Source organism: Halobaculum sp. XH14 (assembly GCF_032116555.1).
Lineage (GTDB): Archaea > Halobacteriota > Halobacteria > Halobacteriales > Haloferacaceae > Halorarum > Halorarum halobium.
In genome coordinates this window covers 58,816-80,522 of the sequence record NZ_CP134951.1, presented here as the reverse complement: position 1 = coordinate 80,522, position 21,707 = coordinate 58,816, and the positions used below count along the sequence as shown (strand labels likewise).

General features: G+C 69.1%; 18 protein-coding genes. 7 read left to right on the top strand and 11 right to left on the bottom strand.

What is annotated here, in order from left to right:
* Positions 1 to 11: 11 nt before the first annotated feature.
* Genes RJT50_RS18050 through RJT50_RS18040 form a run of 3 tightly spaced genes read right to left on the bottom strand, consistent with a single transcriptional unit; the run spans position 12 to position 3,459 of the window.
* Entirely contained in the window at positions 12 to 1,637 is a 1,626-nt protein-coding gene (locus tag RJT50_RS18050; RefSeq protein ID WP_313696304.1) for a long-chain fatty acid--CoA ligase, read from the bottom strand.
* Between the two features lie 2 nt (positions 1,638 to 1,639).
* Positions 1,640 to 2,272, bottom strand: coding sequence for a Zn-ribbon domain-containing OB-fold protein (locus tag RJT50_RS18045; protein ID WP_313696303.1), 633 nt, complete (start codon positions 2,270 to 2,272; stop codon positions 1,640 to 1,642).
* The gene (locus RJT50_RS18040; RefSeq protein WP_313696302.1) at positions 2,269 to 3,459 is read right to left on the bottom strand and encodes a thiolase C-terminal domain-containing protein; all 1,191 of its coding nucleotides are present in this window, start codon (positions 3,457 to 3,459) and stop codon (positions 2,269 to 2,271) included. The genes RJT50_RS18045 and RJT50_RS18040 overlap by 4 nt, the downstream gene beginning before the upstream one ends.
* Before the next feature lie 322 nt (positions 3,460 to 3,781).
* On the opposite strand from RJT50_RS18040, the gene RJT50_RS18035 reads away from it, so the two are divergent.
* Complete coding sequence (locus RJT50_RS18035) at positions 3,782 to 5,728, top strand: 3-hydroxyacyl-CoA dehydrogenase/enoyl-CoA hydratase family protein (protein WP_313696301.1); 1,947 nt, start codon at positions 3,782 to 3,784, stop codon at positions 5,726 to 5,728.
* Positions 5,729 to 5,863: 135 nt separating this feature from the next.
* Positions 5,864 to 6,385: a winged helix-turn-helix domain-containing protein gene (locus RJT50_RS18030; RefSeq protein WP_313696300.1), complete on the top strand. Its 522-nt coding sequence runs from the start codon at positions 5,864 to 5,866 to the stop codon at positions 6,383 to 6,385.
* A 101-nt stretch (positions 6,386 to 6,486) separates the two neighbouring features.
* Here RJT50_RS18030 and RJT50_RS18025 read toward each other — a convergent pair whose 3' ends face one another.
* Positions 6,487 to 7,728 (bottom strand): amino acid ABC transporter substrate-binding protein, encoded by a 1,242-nt coding sequence (locus RJT50_RS18025; RefSeq protein ID WP_313696299.1) that lies wholly within the window; start codon positions 7,726 to 7,728, stop codon positions 6,487 to 6,489.
* Between the two features lie 490 nt (positions 7,729 to 8,218).
* Complete coding sequence (locus tag RJT50_RS18020; protein ID WP_313696298.1) at positions 8,219 to 9,409, bottom strand: tyrosine-type recombinase/integrase; 1,191 nt, start codon at positions 9,407 to 9,409, stop codon at positions 8,219 to 8,221.
* A gap of 457 nt (positions 9,410 to 9,866) precedes the next feature.
* Between RJT50_RS18020 and RJT50_RS18015 the strand changes: the two genes are divergently transcribed.
* The 3 genes from RJT50_RS18015 to RJT50_RS18005 are packed head-to-tail and all read left to right on the top strand — an operon-like array spanning position 9,867 to position 12,861.
* The gene (locus RJT50_RS18015; protein WP_313696297.1) at positions 9,867 to 11,066 is read left to right on the top strand and encodes a COG1361 family protein; all 1,200 of its coding nucleotides are present in this window, start codon (positions 9,867 to 9,869) and stop codon (positions 11,064 to 11,066) included.
* Entirely contained in the window at positions 11,063 to 11,725 is a 663-nt protein-coding gene (locus tag RJT50_RS18010) for an ABC transporter ATP-binding protein (protein WP_313696296.1), read from the top strand. The genes RJT50_RS18015 and RJT50_RS18010 overlap by 4 nt, the downstream gene beginning before the upstream one ends.
* Positions 11,725 to 12,861: an ABC transporter permease gene (locus RJT50_RS18005; RefSeq protein WP_313696295.1), complete on the top strand. Its 1,137-nt coding sequence runs from the start codon at positions 11,725 to 11,727 to the stop codon at positions 12,859 to 12,861. The genes RJT50_RS18010 and RJT50_RS18005 overlap by 1 nt, the downstream gene beginning before the upstream one ends.
* 217 nt (positions 12,862 to 13,078) lie before the next feature.
* On the opposite strand, the gene RJT50_RS18000 is transcribed toward RJT50_RS18005, so the two are convergent.
* From RJT50_RS18000 to RJT50_RS17990, 3 genes are all read right to left on the bottom strand, one after another.
* The gene (locus RJT50_RS18000; protein WP_313696294.1) at positions 13,079 to 13,513 is read right to left on the bottom strand and encodes a hypothetical protein; all 435 of its coding nucleotides are present in this window, start codon (positions 13,511 to 13,513) and stop codon (positions 13,079 to 13,081) included.
* A 196-nt stretch (positions 13,514 to 13,709) separates the two neighbouring features.
* Positions 13,710 to 14,705, bottom strand: a complete 996-nt coding sequence (locus RJT50_RS17995) for a GNAT family N-acetyltransferase (RefSeq protein ID WP_313696293.1) — start codon at positions 14,703 to 14,705, stop codon at positions 13,710 to 13,712.
* Positions 14,702 to 16,339 (bottom strand): alkaline phosphatase family protein, encoded by a 1,638-nt coding sequence (locus tag RJT50_RS17990; RefSeq protein ID WP_313696292.1) that lies wholly within the window; start codon positions 16,337 to 16,339, stop codon positions 14,702 to 14,704. The genes RJT50_RS17995 and RJT50_RS17990 overlap by 4 nt, the downstream gene beginning before the upstream one ends.
* Positions 16,340 to 16,857: 518 nt before the next feature.
* Between RJT50_RS17990 and RJT50_RS17985 the strand changes: the two genes are divergently transcribed.
* Both RJT50_RS17985 and RJT50_RS17980 read left to right on the top strand, forming a co-directional pair.
* Entirely contained in the window at positions 16,858 to 18,798 is a 1,941-nt protein-coding gene (locus RJT50_RS17985; RefSeq protein ID WP_313696291.1) for a hypothetical protein, read from the top strand.
* Between the two features lies 1 nt (position 18,799).
* The gene (locus tag RJT50_RS17980) at positions 18,800 to 19,018 is read left to right on the top strand and encodes a hypothetical protein (RefSeq protein WP_313696290.1); all 219 of its coding nucleotides are present in this window, start codon (positions 18,800 to 18,802) and stop codon (positions 19,016 to 19,018) included.
* A 139-nt stretch (positions 19,019 to 19,157) separates the two neighbouring features.
* Here the strand turns inward: RJT50_RS17980 and RJT50_RS17975 are convergent, their stop codons facing one another.
* From RJT50_RS17975 to RJT50_RS17965, 3 genes are read right to left on the bottom strand one after another with little or no spacing between them, the layout of a single operon-like run.
* Entirely contained in the window at positions 19,158 to 19,814 is a 657-nt protein-coding gene (locus RJT50_RS17975) for a PHP domain-containing protein (RefSeq protein ID WP_313696289.1), read from the bottom strand.
* On the bottom strand, positions 19,811 to 20,890 hold the full coding sequence (locus RJT50_RS17970) for an ATP-grasp domain-containing protein (RefSeq protein ID WP_313696288.1): 1,080 nt from the start codon (positions 20,888 to 20,890) through the stop codon (positions 19,811 to 19,813). The genes RJT50_RS17975 and RJT50_RS17970 overlap by 4 nt, the downstream gene beginning before the upstream one ends.
* Complete coding sequence (locus tag RJT50_RS17965) at positions 20,887 to 21,507, bottom strand: PIG-L deacetylase family protein (RefSeq protein WP_313696287.1); 621 nt, start codon at positions 21,505 to 21,507, stop codon at positions 20,887 to 20,889. The genes RJT50_RS17970 and RJT50_RS17965 overlap by 4 nt, the downstream gene beginning before the upstream one ends.
* Positions 21,508 to 21,707 lie beyond the last annotated feature (200 nt).

Genomic DNA, 21,707 nt, shown 5'->3' with positions numbered 1-21,707 from the left:
CCGCCCCAGACTCACTCCTCGGTCGGGAGGGTGCCGAACTCCTCGTCGAACGAGTCGCGCAGCAGCTTCTTGTCGAACTTCCCGGTCGTGGTTCGCGGCACGTCCTCGACGAACACGAACAGGTCCGGGAGCCACCACTTCGGGTAGCGGTCGAGCAGGTGCTCGCGGAGGGCGGCCTCGTCGGCCGACCCGTCCGCGCGGACGACGTACGCCACCGGGCGCTCCTGCCACTTCTCGTGGTCGGCCCCGATGACGACCGCCTCCTCGACGCCGTCGTGGCCCATGAGTTCGTTCTCCAGCTGGATCGAGGGGATCCACTCCCCGCCGGACTTGATGACGTCGTCGAGGCGGTCGACCACGTCGAGGTAGCCGTGCTCGTCGATGGTGCCGATGTCGCCCGTCTCGAACCACCCGTCCTCGGAGAACGACTCCTCGTTCGCCTCGGGGCGCTCGTAGTACTCGTCGATGAGCCACGGCGCGCGGGCGTGGATCTCCCCGCGCGTCTCGCCGTCGTGGGGGACCGGCTCGCCCTCGGAGTCGCGGAGGCGGATCTGCACGCCGGGGGCGGGGATGCCCGCCTTCATCCGGAGCCGGTAGCGGGTCTCCTCGGGGAGCGTCTCGGCCTCGGTCGTCACGAACGTGTTGACCAGATGCGGGGACGCCTCGGTCATGCCGTACCCCTGGTGGATCGGAGCCTCGTACACCTCGTCGTAGTGGCGCATGAGCGACTCCGGCGGGGAACTCCCCCCGGTGAGCACGCGGTCGAGGCTGTCGAGGACGCCCGCCTCGTCGTCGCCGAGGTGCGACTCCATGTCGATCCAGACGGTCGGCACCGCCGCAGCGACGGTCACGTCCTCGTCGTCGATCAGGCCGGCGACCGACTCGACGTCCGTGTGGCCGCCCGGCAGGACGAGCCCGGAGCCGAAGAACGTCGCCGTGTACGGGAACCCCCACCCGTTGACGTGGAACATCGGCACGACCGGCATCACCGTGTCGCGCTCGCCGACGCCGAACACGTCGACGTGGCCGTGGGCCATCGTGTGGAGGTACACCTTCCGGTGGTAGTACTGGACGCCCTTCGGGAGCCCCGTCGTCCCCGAGGTGTAGCAGAGCCCGCACTCGGTGTCCTCGTCGAGGTCGGGCCAGTCGTACTCGGTCGCGTAGCCGTCGATGAACGACTCGTAGTCGACGACCGGGCCGAGAGAGGTGTCGGGCACCTCGTCGGCGAGGACGACGTACCGCTCGACGGTCTCCAGGTCGTCGGCGACGCCCTCGACCGTCTCCAGGAACTCGGGGTCGACGAAGGCCAGCCTGTCTTCCGCCTCGTTGATGATGTGGACCAGGTGCTCGTCGGGCAGCCGGTGGTTCACCGTGTGGACGCTGCGGCCGCTACAGGCCGGACCGAAGTACAGTTCGTAGTGGCGGAAGTGGTTCGCCGCCATCGCCGCCACGCGGTCGCCGCGGTCGAGCCCGAACTCGTCGAGCGCGTGTGCGAGTTGCGCGATGCGATCGGCGGCGTCCGCGTACGTGTAGCGGTGCAGGCCCCCGTCGGGGAGCTTCGTGACGATCTCCTTGTGGCCGTACAGCTCGGTCGCGCGTTCGAGGAACGTCGTGATGGTGAGGTCGTACTCGTGCATGGTCACTCCTCCGCGTGCTCGGCCGGCCGGTCGCCGTGGGTCGGTTCGCCGCCCGTCGCGCCGGCCGGCTCGAACCGGTAGAACACGCGCTCGTGGTCCGCCGGGCCGTCGACGTCGACGACCGCCAACTCGACCGGGTCGCCGATGTCGAGGTCCTCGACCGTGGCGCCGTCGATGCGGGCCGACAGCCGCACGTCCACGCCGTCGAGGTCGACGACGCCGACCGTGAACGGCGCCTCGTCGGCCATCCCCATCGGCGCGCCGCCGCGGAGCGCGCTGAACGCGTACAGCGTTCCCGTGTCGGGGAGCTCGACGTACTCGAGGTCCTCGCCCGTACACTCGGGACAGACCACCCGCGGCGGGTAGTGGAGCGCGTCGCAGTCGGCACAGCGAGTCGTCGAGAGGACGCCCTCGCGCAGCCGGTCGTAGAACTCGTGAATCCTGGTGTGTTCAGCGGTCTGGAGCTCGTAGAAGTCGAGCAGGCGCGGCAGTTCGATGGTGTCCGGGAGCTCGACGGTCCGACGGCCACCGTCGGGCAGCAGCCCCTCCCGGCCGCCGTCCGTCCCGTGTGCGTGGCGGCCCGTCGCCGCCTCCCCCTCGGTGCCGTCCGTTCTCGGCGTCGCGTCGTCGCTCATGGGCGCTCACGCTCCATGACCATGACGCTGTGAACCGAGCCGCTCCCGCTGAGGTTGTGGATCAGCCCCGTCTCCGGGTCGGGGACGCGCCGCTCGTCGGGCACGTCGCCGCGGAACTGGTCGTGGATCTCCAGCGCCTGCGAGATCCCCGTCGCGCCGAGCGGGTGCCCGCAGCCGAGCAGGCCGCCGCGCGGGTTGACGCCGATGTCGCCGTCGAGTTCGCTCCGGCCGTCCTCGACGAACTGGCCGCCCTCGCCCTTCTCGACCCAGCCGAGGTCCTCGTACTCGACGATCTCGCTGATCGAGAAGCAGTCGTGGATCTCCGCGACGTCGATCTCGCGGAGCGGGTCGTCGATGCCCGCGTCCTCGTAGGCTCCCTCGGCGGCGACGGTCGCCTGCGGCCACGCCGACAGCGACGGGAGGTTGTTGATGGAGTTGCTCGCCATGCAGGCCTGCCCGCTGCCCGTGATCCAGGTCGCCTCGTCGGTGACCTCGCGGGCCTTCTCCTCGCTCATGAGGAGCAGCCCGGCCGCGCCGTCCGTGACGCCGCTACAGTCGTACAGACACAGCGGCGGCGAGAGCGGGTACGACTCCAGCACGTCGTCGACGGTCACCTCGTCGCGGAACTGGGCGTACTCGGTGTGGGCGGCGTGGCTCTTGTTCTTCGCGCTCACCTGCGCGACCTGCTCGCGCGTGGTGTCGTACTCGTGCATGTGTCGCTGGGCGATCATCGCGAAGTACGGCGGCGCGTTCAGCCCGTTGACGCCGTCGAACTCCCGGTCGAGCACGTTCGTCATGCTCGCCTGCATCTCCTCGCCCGCGGACTCGGGGAGGTTCATCTTCTCGACGCCGAGCACCAGCGCCGTGTCGAGCTGTCCGGCCGCGATGGCGAGCCACGCGTAGCGGAGCGCCGCCTGGCCGCTCGCGCAGGCGAGTTCGGTGCGGGCCATCATCGCGTCGACGTTGATGCCGAGCAGTTCGGCGACCAGCGGCGCGACGTGCGTCTGGAACGCGAACCGCTCGGGCTGGACCGCGCCGACGAACAGCCCCTCCACGTCCTCGGGGCCGACGTCCGGCACCGCGTCGAACGTCGCCTTGCCGGCCTCCGCCGCCAGATCCTTCCACGTCGCCTCGCGGCGGCCCCACCGCGTGTGCCCGCCGCCGACGATGCCGACCGACCGCGTCATCGTCCGGCCCCCGCCGGCCGGCCGACGTCTCGTCCCGTGGTCACGTCTCCCATTGCCCGACTGTGTGTCGGGGCGCTAATTAACATTTTGGACCGATTTTGGCGATTCCATATCGTGTGGAAATTTCGGCCCCGTCGAATCGAGCCGGTTCCTCGGCGACGGGGCGGCCCCGGAGGGTCGCGTTCGCCGGGCCGTCGTCCTCGCCTTCCGCCGCCCGGCGACGGGGAGCGTGTCGGAACACACGCTGGAAACTCCGGAACCCGCTTCACGTTACAACAACCGCCAGATTCAAGCACGAGATGTACGATACGTATTTCACAAGATGGTTGTGGATACGATCGAAAGGGTCGCCGTCCTCGGCGCGGGGAGCATGGGCCACGGCATCGCCGAGGTGGCGGCGCTGGGCGGGTACGACGTGACGCTCCGCGACGTCGAGGCGGACCTGGTCCGCGACGGCTACGAGAGCATCGAGTGGAGCCTCGAGAAGCTCGAGGAGAAGGGGCAGATCGACGAGTCGGCCCGTTCGGTGCTCGACCGGATCGACACGGCGACCGAGCTGGAGGCGGCCGTCCACGACGCCGACCTCGTCGTCGAGGCCGCGCCCGAGAAGATGGCCCTCAAGCGGGAGATATTCGCCGACCTGGACGAGCTGGCCCCGGCGGACGCGATCCTGGCGACCAACACCTCGAGCCTCTCGATCACGGAGATCTCGGAGGCGACCGACCGGCCCGGGCGGGTCGTCGGGACGCACTTTTTCAACCCGCCGGTGAAGATGGACCTGGTCGAGGTCGTGTACGGCGACCACACCGCGGACGGGACGGCCGAGACCGCGGCCGCGTGGGCCGAGTCGATCGACAAGACGCCGATCTTCGTCCGCAAGGACGTGAACGGCTTCGTCGTCAACAACGTGCTGGTCCCGTTCATGGCCGAGGCCGCCTGGATGCTCTCGGCCGACGAGACCGAGGTGCGCGAGGCCGACGCCGCGATGGTGTTCCGGCGCGGCTACCCGATGGGGCCGTTCGAACTGGCCGACTTCACCGGCATCGACATCGGCTATCACGCCCGCAAGGAGGCCGGCCGGCCGATCCCGCCGGTGTGGAAGGAGAAGGTCGAGAGCGGTCACCTGGGGAAGAAGTCGGGGCGGGGCTACTACGATCACGAGGACGGCGAGGGCGTGGACTACGAGCACGGCCAGGGCGAGGGGTTCGACACGCTCCGGATCGAGGCCCGGATGGTCAACGAGGCCGCGAAGCTCGTCGGGGCCGGCGTGGCCCCGCCCGAGGAGATCGACGTCGGGATGCGCCTCGGCGGCGGGTTCGCCGAGGGGGTCTGCCGGATGGCCGACAAGCGCGGGCTCGACGCGATCCACGAGAAGCTGGCGTCGCTGTACGAGGAGACGGGCGAGGCGCGGTACGAGCCGGCCGACTACCTGCGCGAGCGCGTCGAGGCGGGCCACACGGGCGAGGCCGCCGGCGAGGGGTTCTACGACTACAGCCACGGCGGGCCGTACCACTACCTCGCGCACGAACTCGACGACGACGGCGTCCTGCGCGTGACGTTCGAGCGCGAGGAGCGGCTCAACGCGTTCAACGACGACATGCTGGCGGAGGTCGACCGCCTGCTCGGGGAGGTCGACACCGAGGAGGTCTCCTGCGTGGTGTTCGAGGGCAGCGGGGGGACGTTCAGCGCCGGGGCCGACCTGACCGCGTTCCCGACCGCGGAGCCGCGGGACATGATGGACGTCGACGACGTGTTCCGGACGGTGTACGAGTTCGAGCGGCCGACGCTCGCCAAGATCGACGGCTACTGTCTCGGCGCGGGGTTCGAACTCGCGCTCGCCTGCGACATGCGGGTCGCCACCGAGGACGCCGCGTTCGGGACGCCCGAGATTGACCTCGGCGTCATCCCGGGCGGGGGCGCGACCCAGCGGCTCGTCCGCCTCGTCGGCGAGGTGCGGACGAAGGAGCTGGTGTTCCGGGGGAACCACGTCGACGCCGAGACGGCCGCCGACTGGGGCGTCATCAACCGCGCCGTCCCCGCCGGGGAGTTCGACGACGTCGTCGACGACTACGTCGAGGACCTCGTCTCCGGCCCGCCGGTCGCGCTGAAGGTGGCGAAGAAGGTCATCAACGACGGGCAGGACGCGAGCCTGGAGACGGCGCTGAACCTGGAGAGCCAGGGGTTCGGCCTGCTCGTGAGCACCGACGACATGCTGGAGGGCGTGACCGCGTTCCGCGACGACCGCGAGCCCGAGTTCGAGGGCGAGTAGCGGATCGTCGGTGGTCCCTTCGGTCGCCCGGGAGGTTCTCGGCCGTCGCCGCAGTCCGCGGACGGCCCCCTCGAACCGCTCGCTCGAACCATCGAAACACTCTCGGGACTCACCGTCGTGTCGGCCAGTACCACCATGTCCGACTCGGAACCCGACTGGGAGTTCAAGCGGCGTGACGTGCTGATCCTCCGCGAGCTGGCGACCGACCCGCAGCGCTCGGCCCGCGAGATCACCGAGGTGTTAGCGGAGGACCACGGCGTGGACATCTCCCACGTCACCGTGAGCAAGTCGATCCGGAACATGCGCGAGGAGGGCGTGTTCCGGGAGGCGATCATCCCGAACGAGGAGTACTTCATCTTCGAGAAGTTCGAGTTCAAGTTCAACCCCGAGCACTTCGCCGACGAGTGGCGCGAGGCGATGGAGTACATCCGCGACGACGAGCACACGCTGTTCTACTTCCTCTCGGACGGCGAGTACCAGTGGACGTCGGTGATGATGTTCCCGAGCCGCGAGGCCGGCTCCCAGTGGATCCACGAGTTCTACAAGGAGCACGGCCGGGTGATCAGCAACCTCCGCAACTCGGTGATGACGAACGTCCTCAAGTTCGGGACCGACCCGCGACTGTTCGATAGCCTGTCGTCGAACGAACGGGACTGAGCGGGGTCGGCCCCGATCGTCGAATCGTCACCCCGTCAGAATCCTCCTCCGGTCGGAATCGAACCCGCCGGCAGAATCGAACCCCCGTCGGCCCGCGCCGACTACCGCTCGATGGGGTAGCGCATCTCGGACGCCTGGTCGGTCTGCGGGAAGACGAGGCGCTGTTCGCCACCCTGCCACTGTGCGCTCGCCGCGGCGAGCTGTCCCTCCTCGGGCATCCCGTACTGGTCGAACGAGAACTCGCCGATGACCGTGTTGAACTCCTCCTCGTCGAGCGCGCTCCGGACCGCGTCCGGCTCGGAGGAGCCCGCGGCGCCGAGCGCCTGTCCGGTCGTCTGGGCCAGGTTGTAGCCGACGCCGACCATCACGCGCGGGATCTCGTCCTCGGACTCGGCGAACCGCTCCTGGTAGGCGCTCAACAGCGCCTCGTTGCCGTTGTCGGTCATCCCCGGGGCCCAGCCCGGGCTCATCAGGACGCCCGCGCCCGCCTCGCCCAGCGCCGACCACCACGCCTGGGGGTCGGCCGCGCGGACGAACTCGATGAACGACGGCATGTAGCCCGAGGAGTTCAGCTGCTTCATCGCGGTGATGCCGTCCGGCGGCTGCGGGTTCGCGAGCAGCGCCTCGACGTTCGCGCTCTCCGCCTGCGCGATGAGCGTCGAGAAGTCGCCGTTCCCGGTGTTGTACGTCTCGCGCATGGCGACGTCGTAGCCAGCCCCGGACAGCGTCGACTCCCAGGCGTCGGCCATCTCGGCACCCCAGCCGGAGTTCTCCTCCCAGATGCCCACCCGCTGGGGGCGCTCGTCCTCGGGCAACATCCCGAGGATCTCGCCGGTCGCCCGGGTCACGTCACGCGTCTTCGGGAACGGCGTGTACGTCCACTCCTTCTCGCCGCTCACAAGCGGTTCCTCGAAGCAGGTCGCGACCGCGAGGAACGGGAGTCCCTGGTTCTCCGCGAACGCGCTCCCGGCCATCACCAGCGGGCTGGAGAAGCTCCCCCAGATCACGTCGACGTCGTTGTTGCTGGTGATCTGCTGGAGCACCTCGCGGAGCCGCCGGGCGTCGCTCTCGTCGTCCTCGACGATGAGTTCGACCTCGCTGCCGTCGATGCCGCCGTCCTCGTTGAGCAGGTCGACCCCGAGCCGGTAGCCCTCGAGCATCTCGTTGCCGACGCTCGAGAGGCGGCCGGTCTCGGGAACCGCCGCCGCGATGGTGATGGTGCCCGACCCGCCGGAGCCGCCGAGCGCCGTACAGCCGGCGAGGCCGCTCAGACCGGCCGCGCCCACCGCTCCCGCCGTTTTGAGGTACTTCCGTCTGGAACCCATAGTATCGAATCTGTCCATGAGAGGCAGTAAACATACATTGTGTTAAATTTACCGTATATATAACGCTCTTTTGTGAGTTAATTTCGGACTCACGATGTGGGTCGATTGGATCGCCCGCCGAGGAGCCCGGCGCGATGTGGCCGCGCGCCGGTCGCGTCCGACGCCATCACACGGACTCTCGTACCGAATGCCGAGTCAGAAATAACAGTTTCCAGTGATGATACGATTCATTATGTTTCGAACCGCTCGGCGGGCGACGAACGGCGGCACGTCGAACCGACGAGTGCTGTCGGCTCCGTCGACACCGAGAAGGGACGTCGGGATAGGAACACTGCGGGGAACTACCACGATGGACCACGGCGAACGTCGGCGACGCCGTTCCGTGACGGACGGTTCGGTACCGCCGCTGGAGAGGTGTCAACTATATCCTCATTCTATCGAATGGCCTGTTTTCTGAGATGAGTCGTACCGGAGACGAGTAGCCAGCGGACGCCGGGTCGAGTCGCCGTCACCGCGGCTCGTCGTCCCCACGTTCGTCGTCGAGCCGCTCCAGTTCGGCGTCGATCGCCGCCGTGCGCTCTGCCGCGTCGATGTGCTGGTAGTGGTCCTTCGTCGTCGAGAGCTCCTCGTGCCGGAGCAGGTCCTGTGCCAGCCCGCGGTCGACGCGGTACAGCTCCTCGCCGATGCCGCGGCGCGCGCCGTGCGGTTTGAGGTACGACGCCCCGTCCGGGAGGTCGATCCCCGCGGCGTCGGTGAGTCGACGCAGCACCGAGCGCCCGCCGTCGGTGGTGAGCGCCGGCGGGACGACCGCTTCGGCCCGGAGGACGGCCCCGACGTCGCCGTGCTCGGCCACGAGGTCATCGACCCGCTCGTCACCGAGTTCTTCGCGCGCGCACGACCACAGCGTGGGCGCGTGATCCGTCACGAACACGGGCCAGTCGGGCGTCGGGGGGCGCTGGACGCGCTTCAGCGTCGCCAGCGCGTCGCGGGCCGGCCCCGGGAGGGAGGCGTGTTGCCACCGCTTCCCCTCGGTCTTGGACTTGCCGAGCACCTCGACCGTGCCGTCGTCGAGGTCGACCCGCGACCAGCGGAGCCCCTGGCGACCCCGCCGGTCGTCCTTCCGGTGGCAGAGCACCTCCGCGCCCCGGACGCCCGCGAACGCGAGCGTGGCGACGAGCGCGTGATCGCGGGCCTCGGTCAGCGCCGCGAACGGCTCGGCCTCGATCGCCGTCGACGCCCGGCGGGCCGCGTGCTCGACCAGCGCGTCGCGCTGGTCGCGGCTCCAGAACTGCTGGTCCGAGCGCTTCCCCTCGGCCGCGGGGAGTTCCTCCCGGGCCGTCTCGCTCCGGGCGGGGTTCACCGAGAGCGTCATGTCCCGGACGCCGTACGCGAGACAGCCCGAGACGTAGGCGTAGTAGGTGTTCGCCGTCGCGGCCGAGATGCCGTCGGCCGCGTTCGCCCGCCGTCGGAGGTGCTTGGCGTAGCCGCGCATGAGCTGTGGGCCCCGCCGCTCGTCGTCGAGATCCGCGAGCGTCCGGTCCCGCGCCGCGAGCCACTCGGCGAACCGATCGAGCACCGACGCGGCGCTCGCGGCGTACGCGCCGGAGCCGCGCTCCGCCTTCGATTCGAGGAAGTCGTCGACGAGCCGACGCAGCGGCGGCTCGCTTTCCCCGGACCGGGCGTCGTCTGCGGAGGCCATGTCGTGGGCCGACCCGAAGGCGTCGACCCACAAATAACCACTTGGTTGTATTCGATTACAACCGAGTGGATCGTGGCGACCGGCCATCGACCGAACATCGGCTGTTTCGGCCTCGAACACGGCGAGTAACGGCGTTCGACGTTCAGATATACCTCATATCGCTATATCAAACGTCGGCGTGCGGGAGCTAGCTACGGCCGGTAGAGAGAAACTGTGGCGTGTGGATTCGGGTGAACGGTCGTTCGAGCGCACTTCTGTCATCTCATCGGTACTCACGGCGGACGGGAACGTGAGCCGGCGGCCGGTCCCGCAAAACCGGAACCGTGAACCGGACCCCCGTCTCCATCGCCCGAAGCCGCGGAACGGCATCGACCGGGGAATGGCGTTCGGGCGACCGGGTACGACCCGTTCGTGTCGAACGGAAAAGCATTCAACAGTCGCGTGATGGTGACCACACATGTCCCCGTTACGATTGAGCAAACTCCTCGTCGTTTGCGCGGTCCTCACCAGCAGTGTAGCGGTTGCAGTGGCGCCGGCCACGGCGGTCCGGGCCGACGTCCAGATCTCGTCGGTGACGGTCACGCCGGACGATCCGGTGACCGGCGAGCGCGTCACCATCGAGACGACGGTGTCCAACCTCGAAACCAGCAGCGAGACCGTGAAGATCACCGACGTCTACCTCCGACGGTCCGGAACCACCGACGAGTACGGACGGGTCGCTGACGTCGGGTCGGTCGCGCCGGGCGGGTCGGTCTCGGTGCCGCTGCGGACGACGTTCGACAGCCCGGGACAGAAGCGGCTGACCGCCCACGTGGTCGTCCAGGACGAGAGCGGCGACTACCGGTCCTACAGTTACCCGGTCTACGTCGACGTCGCCGACCCGACGGTCAAGGCGGAACTCTCCTCGACCGCGGTCCCCAACCGGTCCGACACCACCGAGGTGACGTTGACGAACTTCGGGAACACGAACCTCTCCGACGTCGAGATCACGGCGAGCGCCGGCGGGGAGACGATCGAACGCAACCTGCTGTTCGACATCGCCCCCGAGACGAGCCGATCCACGGCGTTCGACACCGGGAACGTCTCGGCCGGCGCGGTCACGTTCACCGCGAGCTACACGGCCGCGGGAACGAGCCACACCGCCACCCACACCGTCGACGTGGCGGACGACGGGCAGGTGGAAGGGGAGATCCGGCTCACCGGGATCGAGACCACGCGGCTCGGCGGACAGCTGACGATCCAGGGTGACGCCGCGAACATCGGCGGGACCGACACCGAGTCCGTGCTCGTCCGGATCCCTGACGGCGAGAGCGTGAGTCCCGTCTCGCCGTCGGGCGAGTACTTCATCGGGGCGATCGACGCCAGCGAGTTCGCCACGTTCGAACTGACTGGGGACGTGGAGTCGGGCACGTCGTCGGTGCCCGTCGAGATCACGTATCTCGTCGACGGCGAGCGGGTGCGGACGACCCAAACGCTGGAGATCGGGTCCACGAACGCCTCCCCGCCGGGCGGGATGGGCCAGCCGGGCGGCAACGGGGGCCAGCCGGGGGAACCACCCCAACAGGGCGGCTCGGGCGGGCTCCCGCTGCTCCCGATCGGCGCGGTCCTCGCGCTGGTCGTGATCGGGGGCGCGGTGTACCGATGGCGCAACCAATGAGCGTCATCGAACTCGAGGACGCCGTGAAGCGCTACCGCAGCGGCGAGGAGACCATCGAGGCGCTGAAGGGCGTCGACTTCGACGCCGACCGCGGCGAGATGGTCACCGTCATCGGTCCCTCGGGCTCGGGCAAGAGCACGATGTTGAACGTCATCGGCCTGCTCGACACGCCGACGGAGGGAACCGTCCGGCTCGACGGGCGTGACGTGACCGACTTCAGCGAGGACGAACTCACCGAGGAGCGCCGGTCCGGCATCGGGTTCGTGTTCCAGGACTTCCACCTGCTCCCGATGCTCACCGCGACCGAGAACGTCGAACTCCCGTCGATGTGGGACACCTCGGTCGACCGTCACGACCGGGCGGTCGATCTGCTCCGGCGGGTCGGCCTCGGCGACCGCCTCGACCACACGCCGAGCGAGCTGTCCGGCGGGCAACAACAGCGGGTCGCCATCGCGCGCTCGCTCATCAACGAGCCCGACATCCTGCTCGCGGACGAGCCGACCGGCAACCTGGATCAGGACACCGGGCAGACGATCCTCGAGGAGCTGACGCGGCTCAAGGAGGACGAGGACGTCGCCATCGTCTCGGTGACCCACGACGAACAGCTCGAGGAGTACACCGACCGCGTCGTCAGGCTCGTCGACGGGGTGATCCAGTGATGGGCATCGCCGACGTGCTGTGGCGGTTCCCGAGCGCCCTGATGGCGTGGCGCAACCTCGGACGCAACCGCGTCCGGACGGGGCTGGCCGCGCTCGGCATCGTCATCGGCGTGATCTCCATCGCGTCGCTCGGGATGGCGGGCGCGGCCCTCCAGCAGCAGGCCACCTCGAGCCTCGGAAGCCTCACCGACGAGGTGACGGTCTCGCCGGGCCAGGACATCACCACGGACGGCATCACCGACGATCAGGTGTCCGAGATCCGGGGCATCGCCGACGACGCCACCGTCGTTCCACAGAAGTCGAACTCGACGACGATCACGTCGCGGAACGGCCAGGAGGCGTGGGTGAGCGTCACCGGGGTGACGCAGGCGAGCGCGATGTACAACGTGTCGAGGGGCGAATCCCCCGAGCGGCTCCAGTCCGGTGCCCTGATCAGCAACGGGACGGCCACGCGCCTCGGGCTCGAGATCGGTGACCCCGTCGAGTACGACGGCCAGCTCTACCGCATCAGGGGGTTCATCGAGACGGAAGGGTTCGGGGGCGGCAACGAACTGGTGTTGCCGGTCTCGGCGCTCTCCGACCAGCAGCACTACGGGACGGTGACGATCATCGCCGAGGACGGCGCGGCCGCCCAGGAGATCGCCGCGAGCATCTCCGAGCGGTTCAACGGCGAGGACGAGCAAGTGTTGAGCGTCTTCACGTTCGGCGGCCAGGATAACGTCGGATCGTTCCTGAACACGCTCAACCTCGCGCTGCTCGGGATCGGGTCGATCTCGCTGATCGTCGCCAGCGTCGCCATCCTCAACGTCATGCTGATGAGCACGATCGAGCGCCGCGGCGAGATCGGCGTGCTCCGCGCCGTCGGGATCCGCCGGGGCGAGGTGCTCCGGATGATCCTCACCGAGGCGATGTTCCTCGGCGTCGTCGGCGGCCTCGTCGGCGCGGCCGTCTCGCTCGCCGTCGGCCTCTTCATGTTCGACGCGATCGCCGGCGACGCGATGCTCGTGTTCAACTGGAGCGGGCTCCGCTACCTGGTGCTGGGCTTCGGGTTCGCGGTCCTGGCGAGCCTGCTGAGCGGAATCTACCCCGCGTGGAAGGCCGCCAACGACCGGCCGGTGGACTCGTTGCGAGGCTGAGATCGGGGCACGGCGTCGTCGTCGGCACCGAAGCCGCCCGGTCATGTCGAGGGGTCGACTCCCTGCTGGCGGGCGGGGGCCGAGCCGCGTTCCCAACCGGACGAACCGTCCGAACGAGAAAAGCGAGTTTGTTAGCAAAACGTTCCGAACCGGTCGGTCGGCTTCCCGCTCGCTTCGGAACCCGTCGCGGGTCGCCGTCGTGATCGGTGTAGCCCGATCAGGCCGTCTCCGTCTCCGTCTCGTTACCCATTGCCGTCTCGGTTTCGTTACCCATTGCCGTCTCCGTCCCGGTTTCGTTGCCCATTGCCGTCTCCGTACCCATCTCCGTTTCAGTCTCGTTACCCATTTCCGTCTCGTTGCCCATCTCCGTCTCGTTACCCACTCCGACCTCCGTCTCCGTACCCATCTCCGTCTCAGTCTCGTTGCCCACCCCGGCCTCCGCCTCGGTTTCGGTCGCGTCCTCGGCCTCGGTCGGGGTTTCGGCCTCCGTCTCCGTCGGCGTCTCCTCCTCCGTCTCCGCTCCGTCGCCCACCGTCTCCGTTTCGAGCGGTTCGGTGCCCTCGTCCGTGCCGGGAGAGCCACAGCCGGCCAGCCCGGCTGCCAGTCCTGTCGCTGCGAGTCCGAGCAGTTTCCGACGGTCGATGTCTGGCATGCCCGCTGGCGTACGACGGGTTGCCACTTTGGTATGAAGGGCGTGTTCGGACGTAAGTGCGGCTGAAACCCAGTTTTCCCCAGTTCGCTGGTTTTCAGTGGACCGTTCGTCGGCTTCGGCACCCTCCGCCGTCGTCCGGTACGCTCGGCTTACGCCGGCGGAGGGCCGCCGGAGTCGACTCGACGTGGCCCACCTGTCAGCGGAGTTTCTTGTAGAGCTTCGTGGCGGCGTTCATCCCGACCGACCCCTTCTGGACGGTGAAGTACTGGACCAGGTCGGGGGCGAACTTCGCCTTGTACGAGTAGATGCGCTCGTGGTTCGCGCCCATCAGGTCGTACGTGCTCAGGCCGCGGTCGATCCCGTCGACACAGACCCGCCATTCGAGCAGGTCGTTGACGGGAACCGGCGCGTCCGTCTTGCCGTTGGCGATCCACGCGCCCGCACGCTCGTCCCCCTCGACGTCGATGAGGCCGCCGGCGAACTCGCCGTCGATCCGACAGACGTACGGCCGAACGGTTCCGTCCGGAAGCCGGTCGGCCAGCATCCGGACGAACTCGGCCGTCAGGGGGAACGACTCGCCCTGCTCCTCGTGGCGCTCCCGCGTGCGTTCGACGATGCGGTCGATGGCGGCCGGCCCCTCCTCGGTCACCTCGTAGCTGACGTCGTACTCCCGTCGGACCTTCTTCCGCAGGTCCGAGCTGAACCGCCCGAGCAGGTCCTCCGGGGTCGTCTCCAGGTCGATGACGTACGTGTATCGGGGGGAAACCTCGTACTCACGCCACTGGAACGGCCGGATGTCGTCGTAGCCGACCGGCGTCCGGACGTTCCAGAGATTCGGGGACACCTCGCGTTCGACCCACTCCAGCGCGGCGTCGATGAACCGACGGTGGCGTCGGTCCCGCTTGCGTCGCTTGAGCTTCCCGGTGTTGAGGAGCGACGGGCCCAAGTACGGGAGTTTGAGGTCCGGCGGGGGCGACACGGCCGCCGTCGCCGGCCCCTTCGCGACCTCGTAGACGGGGAACAGCCCCACCGGCTCCTGGCCCTTGAACCCCGCGAGCCGGTGGAGCGTGGCGTTCGCGTGCGTCTCGAGCACGTCCAGCGCCTCCGCGCGGTGAAACGGGGTCGCCGCCGGGGAGTCGCTCACGATGTCGTTCCACTGTCGGTCGTCCGTCGTGCGGATGTCGATGCTCATCGGTCCTCCAGATAGCCGAGATCGGCCAGTCGCTGCTCGACTCGTTCGTCGTCGGTCCGGCGCGTCGCCTCCGGGTCGAACGCCGGGTAGTCGTCGGGTGGGACCGGATCCACGACCGGGAGCGGGTCGCCGTCCATCCGGGCGCTCGGTGGGACGCCAAGCGAGGAGAGCACCGTCGGGGCGACGTCGAAGAGGTGGGCGTCCCGGAGGCTCGCGTCCGTGTCGACGCCGTCGCCGGCGGCGACGAACAGCCCGTCGCGTTTGTGGTTCCACGGTTCGGCCGCCGGGCCGAAGGTGTCGCCGAGCAGCGAGGCGGAGAGGTACGTGTCGAAGTCGGCCGGGACCGCGATGACGTCGGCCGCGTCCTCGACGTGCTCGCCCTCGAAGAACGCCTCGCGGGGGGCGACCGTCGAGAACACCGGGTCGCCGGCGGGCGTCTCCGCGCCCGCCAGGTCGGCCACGATGTCGTCGCGGACGCTGGGGTACTCCGCGGGCGAGACGGTCCCGTCCGGCTCCCGGCCCGCGAGGTTGACGCGGACGCCCAGTTCCGTCCGCGAGCGCATGTACGCCGTCGAGCGCGTGAAGTCGACGCGCTCGGTGCCGGCCCGGACCGTGTCCGTCGAGACGTAGTCCAGCACGAACTCGGCCAGCCCGAGCCGCGAGAGCAGCGCGCCGATGCGCTGGCTCGTGATTCCCATCGCGGCAGCGCGCGCGACGAGGCGTTCGCCGAGCGACTGGCCGTCACCGTCGGAGTCCGAGTCGCCGTCCCCGCCGCCCGCGTCCCGGCTGATCTGGCCCCAGGAGGGCATCCCTCCCTCGCCCCGCGTCGTCTCCACGTAGCCGCGCTCGCGGAGGAACTCGTTGACGCGGAACTCCTCGGGGTCGTAGGGACCGACGCCGTGGTCGCTGGCGACGACGACCGTGTCCGGGTCGCAGGCGTCGAGGACGGCGCCGACCTCCGCGTCGACCGCCTCGTAGACGGCCCGGACGGCCTCGTCGTCCTCGGGTCGCTCGTGAAACACCGTGTCGGTCTGTTGAAACTGGAGGAAGCCGAACGTCGGGTCGAAGCGGTCGACGAGGTGTCGGAACGCGGCGCCGCGCATCCCGGTAAGCCGCCGATACCACTCGACCCGCTCGTCCCCTTCGACGTCGTCGGGCGCGTACACGCGGTACCCGCCCAGTTCCGCGCGGAGCTCGTCCAGCAGCCCCTCCGGGTGGGTGGGGGGGGACTCGGGGCCGATGTAGCCCGGGACGAGCGCGCCGTCGAACGCCGGGGGCGGGGACGTGACCGGGACGTTGACCACGACGCTGCGGCGGCCGCGCTCGGAGAGCAGTTCCCAGAGCGCGCGTTCGCGGACGTGCGAGCGGTTCACCACGTCCCAGTCGTAGCCGTCGAAGGTGAGAAAGTCGAACGCGCCGTGTCTCCCGGGGTTCGTCCCGGTGTAGAGCGAGGGCCAGGCGCTGGGGGTCCAGGGGGGGATCTGGGATTCGAGCGGGCCCGACGCGCCGCGGTCCAGCAGGTCGGCGAGCGCCGGGAGTCGCCCCTCGGCGACCAGCGGCTCGACCACCGGCAGGCACGCGCCGTCGAGCCCCACGAGCAGGGTCCCGAGTCCATCGGAGTCGTGTCGGCTCACGGCTTCCCCCAGAAACCACGCGACATTTGTTATGAGGCCGCTGTCTCCTGGTCGTTGGCTCACACTACCGTCGAGTAATCCGACCGGGACGAGGGTAACCCCGTCGTACCGGCGAGAGACGCGTTGCTACGGCCGGGTCCGAGCCGATCGATCGCGGCGTCCAGGCGGTCGAACACGACCCTGGAAGCGTGAGCTGTGGGGCGTCTCCAGCCGTGGCGATCGCCGGGTTAGCATCTCTCGTCCCCGGTAAGCGGCTTTTACTCCCGTAGTAAGGCGCGTGTAGGACGGGGGCGAGTTCGGCCCGTCGCGGGTTGATGGTCCCTACCACGAGTAACACGCTCCTAGTTCCGCTCACCGCGTCCCGGCCGGGATTAACTGACTCGTACCTACGACCAACGAGAGCCGGTCGAGAACTGGTAACCAGTCGGTCGGCATCCGTCCACAAGTAGGGCGGTATTACCCGATAGTAGGCCGGAGCTGGTCGAAACGGCTTTTCAGGAAACCACTTCCTACCGGGTATGGCGAAACGCCACAACGACGAGGCAGCCGAGAAGGGAGACGTTACCGACGAACAGCGCGATACCGAAGGGTCGACCGCGGGGGAGCCGGGGAGCAGTTCCCGGCGCTCGGTCCTCAAGGGCGCGGCGGCCGCGGCGGTGACGCTGGGATCCGTGGGAACGCTCACCGGCGGGGCGGCGGCCCAGTCGTCGTTCACGGCCAGCCCCGACGGCGAGGTCGTCGTCGAACCGGGCGAGTACACCTGGGAGTCGCTCTCGATCGGCTCGGGCGACGCGCTCGTCGGCGGGGGCGAACCCGGCGACGTCGTGTTGAACCTCGAGTCCGACACGATGGACGGCACCGTCGCCGGGCGCGTCGAGAACATCGTCGTCCGCGGGGAGAACCCCGAACCGAAGGCCGGACTCGACCTCGTTCGCGGCAGCGAGCTGAACGGGTTCATCTGGCCCGAGGGCGGCGGCCAGCTGGAGGATCGAGCGCTGTTCAACCCCGACGGATCGAACGGCAGCGAGCCCGCCGTCGTCCGTAACTCCGCGTGGGCGTGGATGGCCAACAACGGCGCGTACACCGACAAGATCCCGATGCTGTACGAGAACTGCGCCGCGGTCAACAACAACATCGCCAACATCCGCGTCGGCCACCGGACGAGCGACCCGATGAGCGAGACGACCGTGGTCCGCAACAGCCTCATCGCGGTGACGCGGGACGTGCGGTCGGACGCGGAGGGCGTTCCGAACGCCCGCGGCGTGCGGCTGCGCGAACCCGGCAACCTCCTCATCGAGAACTGTTACTTCATCAACCTCGACGTCGACGGCGCGAGCAACCCGATCGAGCTCCACGACGAGGCGGCGGGCTCGTCGGTCACGATCCGCAACTGCACGTTCTACAACGAGACGGACCAGGTGCTGGTCCGCGACAAGTCCGGCGGCGGCATGGACGTCACCGTCGAGAACTGCGTCGCCACCGGCCCCGGCAGCTACGAGTTCCAGGCCGGCGGCGTCAGCGAGTCCGACCTCGCGGCCGACGGCGAGGTCTCCTTCCCGCTGCCCTCGGCGGTCACTGGCTACGCGGTCGCCGACGAGATCGAGGGGGTCGGCCCCGACATCGGCCCGTGGGACGGCACGTCCTCGGGCGACGTCGGCGACGACGAGGACCAGCAGCCGACCGAGTACGACCACACGCTCGTCCTGCACGGCGGGCCCGACAACCCGATCTCGGACTCGGCGATCCCGGGCGACTTCGACCTCGACTTCGTCGTCTCCGGCGAGGCGAAGCTCGGCGAGCATGCTGAGTCCGGCAGCGACTCGCCCGACTCGATCGGCACGAACGCCGACGGGAACACGGTGATCAAGGTCAACGACCTCGGCCCCGACGAGCTGGACTCGTTCGAGTTCAACGGCGAGGTGCTGGGCTACGCCAAGGACGACGGCTACGCGGTCGACGTGTCGGTCGACGGGACGACGATGCCCATCGACGAGGTCGTCGGTGCCGGCGGCGACGGCAACAACGGCAGCGGCGGAGACGGAAGCGACGGTTCCGATGGCTCGGACGACTCCGGCGGCGACGGGTCGGACGGGTCGGACGGCAGTGACGGATCCGACGGGAGCGACGGCAGTGACGGATCCGACGGGTCCGATGGCTCGGACGGCAGCGACGGTTCCGACGGCGGCGACGGCGGGGAAACGCCGCACGTCCTCCTCGTCGAAGGCGCCGGCCAGGGCACCCAGTACACGTTCACCGTGTCGGGCCAGGTCAACCGGAACCAGGAGCAGAGCGTCGTCACGGACGACTCGATGCCGTGGGACGAGATGAACGACATCGCCCGCGACGGGAAGGTCATCGGCGTGGTCGGCAACGGCGTCGACGCGTACAACTTCTCGGGCAGCCTGACGGCAATGACCGTCGACGGCGACGCGGAAGTGAACGTCAACCGGAACGCCTGAGATGAGCAGCGTGACCCACCGCGACTGGGAGCAGCTCCCGCGGGACCCGGACCTCGAGGGCGACCTCGGCTACCGATTCCTGGAGCTCGACGTGCTACGCTCCTCGGACGGTGAGAAGGAGCACATGCTGGTGCTCCCCTCGGACGAGGACCTGCTCCGGGAGAACGCGTTCATCGTCGCGGACCCCGACTCGGTCTGCGAGCTCGAAACGATGGTGTAGGCCGGCGACGACGCCAGTCCGGACCGCCCGGCCCTCCGAAACGACGCGGGACGGACCCGCCGTGACACGAGCGCGACGCGCCCCGACGGCGCGGGAGCGACCCGCCCGTCGTGGTTCCATTCACCCCGCTGACGGGACGCTACTTCTCGATGTCTTCCGGTTCACTCCGGCCCACGCGCTCGTTTTTTCCCTGCCACCGGTCGAGGTCGTGCAGGTCGTAGCCGACGACCGTCCGGACGTCGCGCAGTTCCGTGCGCGGGTCGAACCCGTCCGGCGGACGCTGCACGTTCAGTTCGAACAGCACGTCGTTCTCGCGCACCGCTTCGAGGACCGCCGCCCGCTCGTCCGCGTCGATTTCGTACCCCTGCCCGTCGGCGTAGGACCACGGGTGGGCCCAGACGTCGACCGCGGGGTTCTCCAGCATCGCGTGCACCGATTCGAGGTACTCGTCCCTGGAGAACGGCGTCCCGTGGTAGGCGGCGTACACGACGTCGGCGCGGTCGAGCGTCCCCTCCGATGCGTCGAGCGTCCCGTCGGCGTCGAGCACCTTGGCCTCACAGCCGACCGCACACTCCAGGTCCGCGGCCGCGGCCGCCCGCTTTCCCTCCTCGTAGAGCGCGTCGAAGTCGTACGTGGGCTCGCGCCGGACGTGTTCGGTGATGCCCAGCAGCGGGAACCCGCGGTCGTCCGCGAACGCGACGAGTTCGGTGACGGAGTTCTCGCCGTCGGTCCGCTCGGTGTGGACGTGCCAGAGGCCGCTGGCGAGCCGCCCGTCGTAGCGCCGCCACCGCTTCATGGTTGCTCGCCGATGTTCCCGACGACCTCGTCGTCCGCCGTACCGATGCCGCCCCAGTACCGGTAGAACGAGCGGTCCCAGGCGGGGTCGAACGACGGCACCGGCTCGCCGGCCGCGCTCGCGGCCGCCGCGTAGGTGACGTTCGCGTCCGCGAGCGTGCTCGTCACCATCGTCCCCTGGATCCGGGGGTTACACTCCAGGATCTTCGGCGTCCCGTCCCCGTCGAGCTTGAACTGGAACCCGAACGCGTACGACAGGTCGAGTTCGCGCGCGAGCCGCTCGGCGTGGGAGATGATCGCCCCGTGCTCGGTGACGGTGTTCCGGAAGCTGATGCCCCCGCGGACCTCGTCGCGCCGGCGGGGGATCGCCACCGTCGGCTCGCCGCCGTCGGGCGGGTGGAACGCGTCGACGGTGAACTCCGCGCCCGGTAGGTGCTCCATGACGAGCAGGCGGGGGAACGACTCGCCCATCGTCTCCCGGAACGTGCCGAGCGTGCTGTAGAGCCCGGTCGGCTTCTCCTCGTAGAACGCCCGCTTCCGGTCCCTGTCCTCGTCGAAGATTCGCACCCCCCGGCTCCCGTTCGAGGCCGGCGGCTTGACGACGACCGGCGTCTCGGGGTAGCCGAGACGGTCGCACGCGGCTTCCAGTTCGCCGATCGTTTCCGCGGCGTACGTCTCGGGCGCGGGGACGCCGACCTCCTCGCAGACCTCGATGAGTTTTTTCTTGTCGTTCGCGCGCGCGATGGCGTCCGCCCCGGAGACGGCGACCGCGGCGTCGACGCGCTCGAACGCCGCCGTCCGGGCCGACAGCACCGGGAGCTCCCGTGTCACCTGCGGGAGGACGACGTCGACGGATTCGGTCGTGCAGACGTCGACGAGTTCGTCGACGAACCCCTCGTCGTCGGCCGGGGGGACCTGGTGGAACCCGTCGGCGAGATGGCGGCCGGCCTGCTCGGTCCGGACGTCCGTGCCGACGACGCGCACGTCGCGGTCGACCCCGTTTTCGTGGAGCGACCAGCGGGTCCCCGGGAACCCCGGCGCGCCACAGCCGGTGACGAGCACCGTCAGCTCGCTCACAGCAACCACCTGACCACTTCGAACGCCTCGGCGTAGCGCGCGTTCCCCTGGAGCCCGCGGACCCGGGCCAGCCCCCTGATGAACTCCTCCTCGAAGTACGGCCGGCCCTTCTCGATCTGGCTGTCGTACTGGGAGAGCTGTGTCAGCTTCGAGTCCAGATCCGCCGCCGTGAGCGGGGAGAACAGGTCGGTGTCGAACGACGTCGTGTTCCAGGGCTGCTCGTACGCGATGATGCTGGGCCCGCTCTTGAACGCCCGGATCATCTCCTTTGCGACGACCGTGTGGTCCTGGTGGTGGTCGCTCGTCGAGGGGCCGATGATGAGGTCCGGATCGAGCTCCTCGCGGAGCGCGACCAGGTCCTCGAGGATGTCCTGCCGGCGCTCGTTGAACCGCCGGACCACGTAGTCGAAGACGTAGTACTCGGTCGGGTCGACGAACTCCATGACGCTCTCGAACTCGCGGCGGAGCACCCCCTGTTTCCCCGCGGGGAGCGACTCGTCACAGGTGGAGAAGGCGACGTAGTGGATGTCGTGGCCGTCCCGTTGCAGCCGGTTGATCGTCCCGCCCGCGGACAGCTCGCTGTCGTCCGTGTGCGGACTGAGGACAGCAACGTCCATTTCGACCCGGAGTACCGAACCTCGTTTATTTGTTATGGGTTCCATACCCCCGGCCGCCGGACGCCCGGAGCGGTCCGGTCCCGGAACTCGCCCGAGTCCGCCAGGCGCTCGACCCGTTCGGTTCACGACCGGAACCGCGTCGGGAGGCGCGTCCTCGTCCGTCCCGACCCGCAGGCGGTCCATAACTATGGAGGCGACGG

Coding starts and splice junctions, on each gene's coding strand:
- RJT50_RS18050 (WP_313696304.1), bottom strand. CDS start 1,637: ATGCACGAGTACGACCTCACCATCACGACGTTCCTCGAACGCGCGACC.
- RJT50_RS18045 (WP_313696303.1), bottom strand. CDS start 2,272: ATGAGCGACGACGCGACGCCGAGAACGGACGGCACCGAGGGGGAGGCG.
- RJT50_RS18040 (WP_313696302.1), bottom strand. CDS start 3,459: ATGACGCGGTCGGTCGGCATCGTCGGCGGCGGGCACACGCGGTGGGGC.
- RJT50_RS18035 (WP_313696301.1), top strand. CDS start 3,782: ATGGTTGTGGATACGATCGAAAGGGTCGCCGTCCTCGGCGCGGGGAGC.
- RJT50_RS18030 (WP_313696300.1), top strand. CDS start 5,864: ATGTCCGACTCGGAACCCGACTGGGAGTTCAAGCGGCGTGACGTGCTG.
- RJT50_RS18025 (WP_313696299.1), bottom strand. CDS start 7,728: ATGGACAGATTCGATACTATGGGTTCCAGACGGAAGTACCTCAAAACG.
- RJT50_RS18020 (WP_313696298.1), bottom strand. CDS start 9,409: ATGGCCTCCGCAGACGACGCCCGGTCCGGGGAAAGCGAGCCGCCGCTG.
- RJT50_RS18015 (WP_313696297.1), top strand. CDS start 9,867: ATGTCCCCGTTACGATTGAGCAAACTCCTCGTCGTTTGCGCGGTCCTC.
- RJT50_RS18010 (WP_313696296.1), top strand. CDS start 11,063: ATGAGCGTCATCGAACTCGAGGACGCCGTGAAGCGCTACCGCAGCGGC.
- RJT50_RS18005 (WP_313696295.1), top strand. CDS start 11,725: ATGGGCATCGCCGACGTGCTGTGGCGGTTCCCGAGCGCCCTGATGGCG.
- RJT50_RS18000 (WP_313696294.1), bottom strand. CDS start 13,513: ATGCCAGACATCGACCGTCGGAAACTGCTCGGACTCGCAGCGACAGGA.
- RJT50_RS17995 (WP_313696293.1), bottom strand. CDS start 14,705: ATGAGCATCGACATCCGCACGACGGACGACCGACAGTGGAACGACATC.
- RJT50_RS17985 (WP_313696291.1), top strand. CDS start 16,858: ATGGCGAAACGCCACAACGACGAGGCAGCCGAGAAGGGAGACGTTACC.
- RJT50_RS17980 (WP_313696290.1), top strand. CDS start 18,800: ATGAGCAGCGTGACCCACCGCGACTGGGAGCAGCTCCCGCGGGACCCG.
- RJT50_RS17975 (WP_313696289.1), bottom strand. CDS start 19,814: ATGAAGCGGTGGCGGCGCTACGACGGGCGGCTCGCCAGCGGCCTCTGG.
- RJT50_RS17965 (WP_313696287.1), bottom strand. CDS start 21,507: ATGGACGTTGCTGTCCTCAGTCCGCACACGGACGACAGCGAGCTGTCC.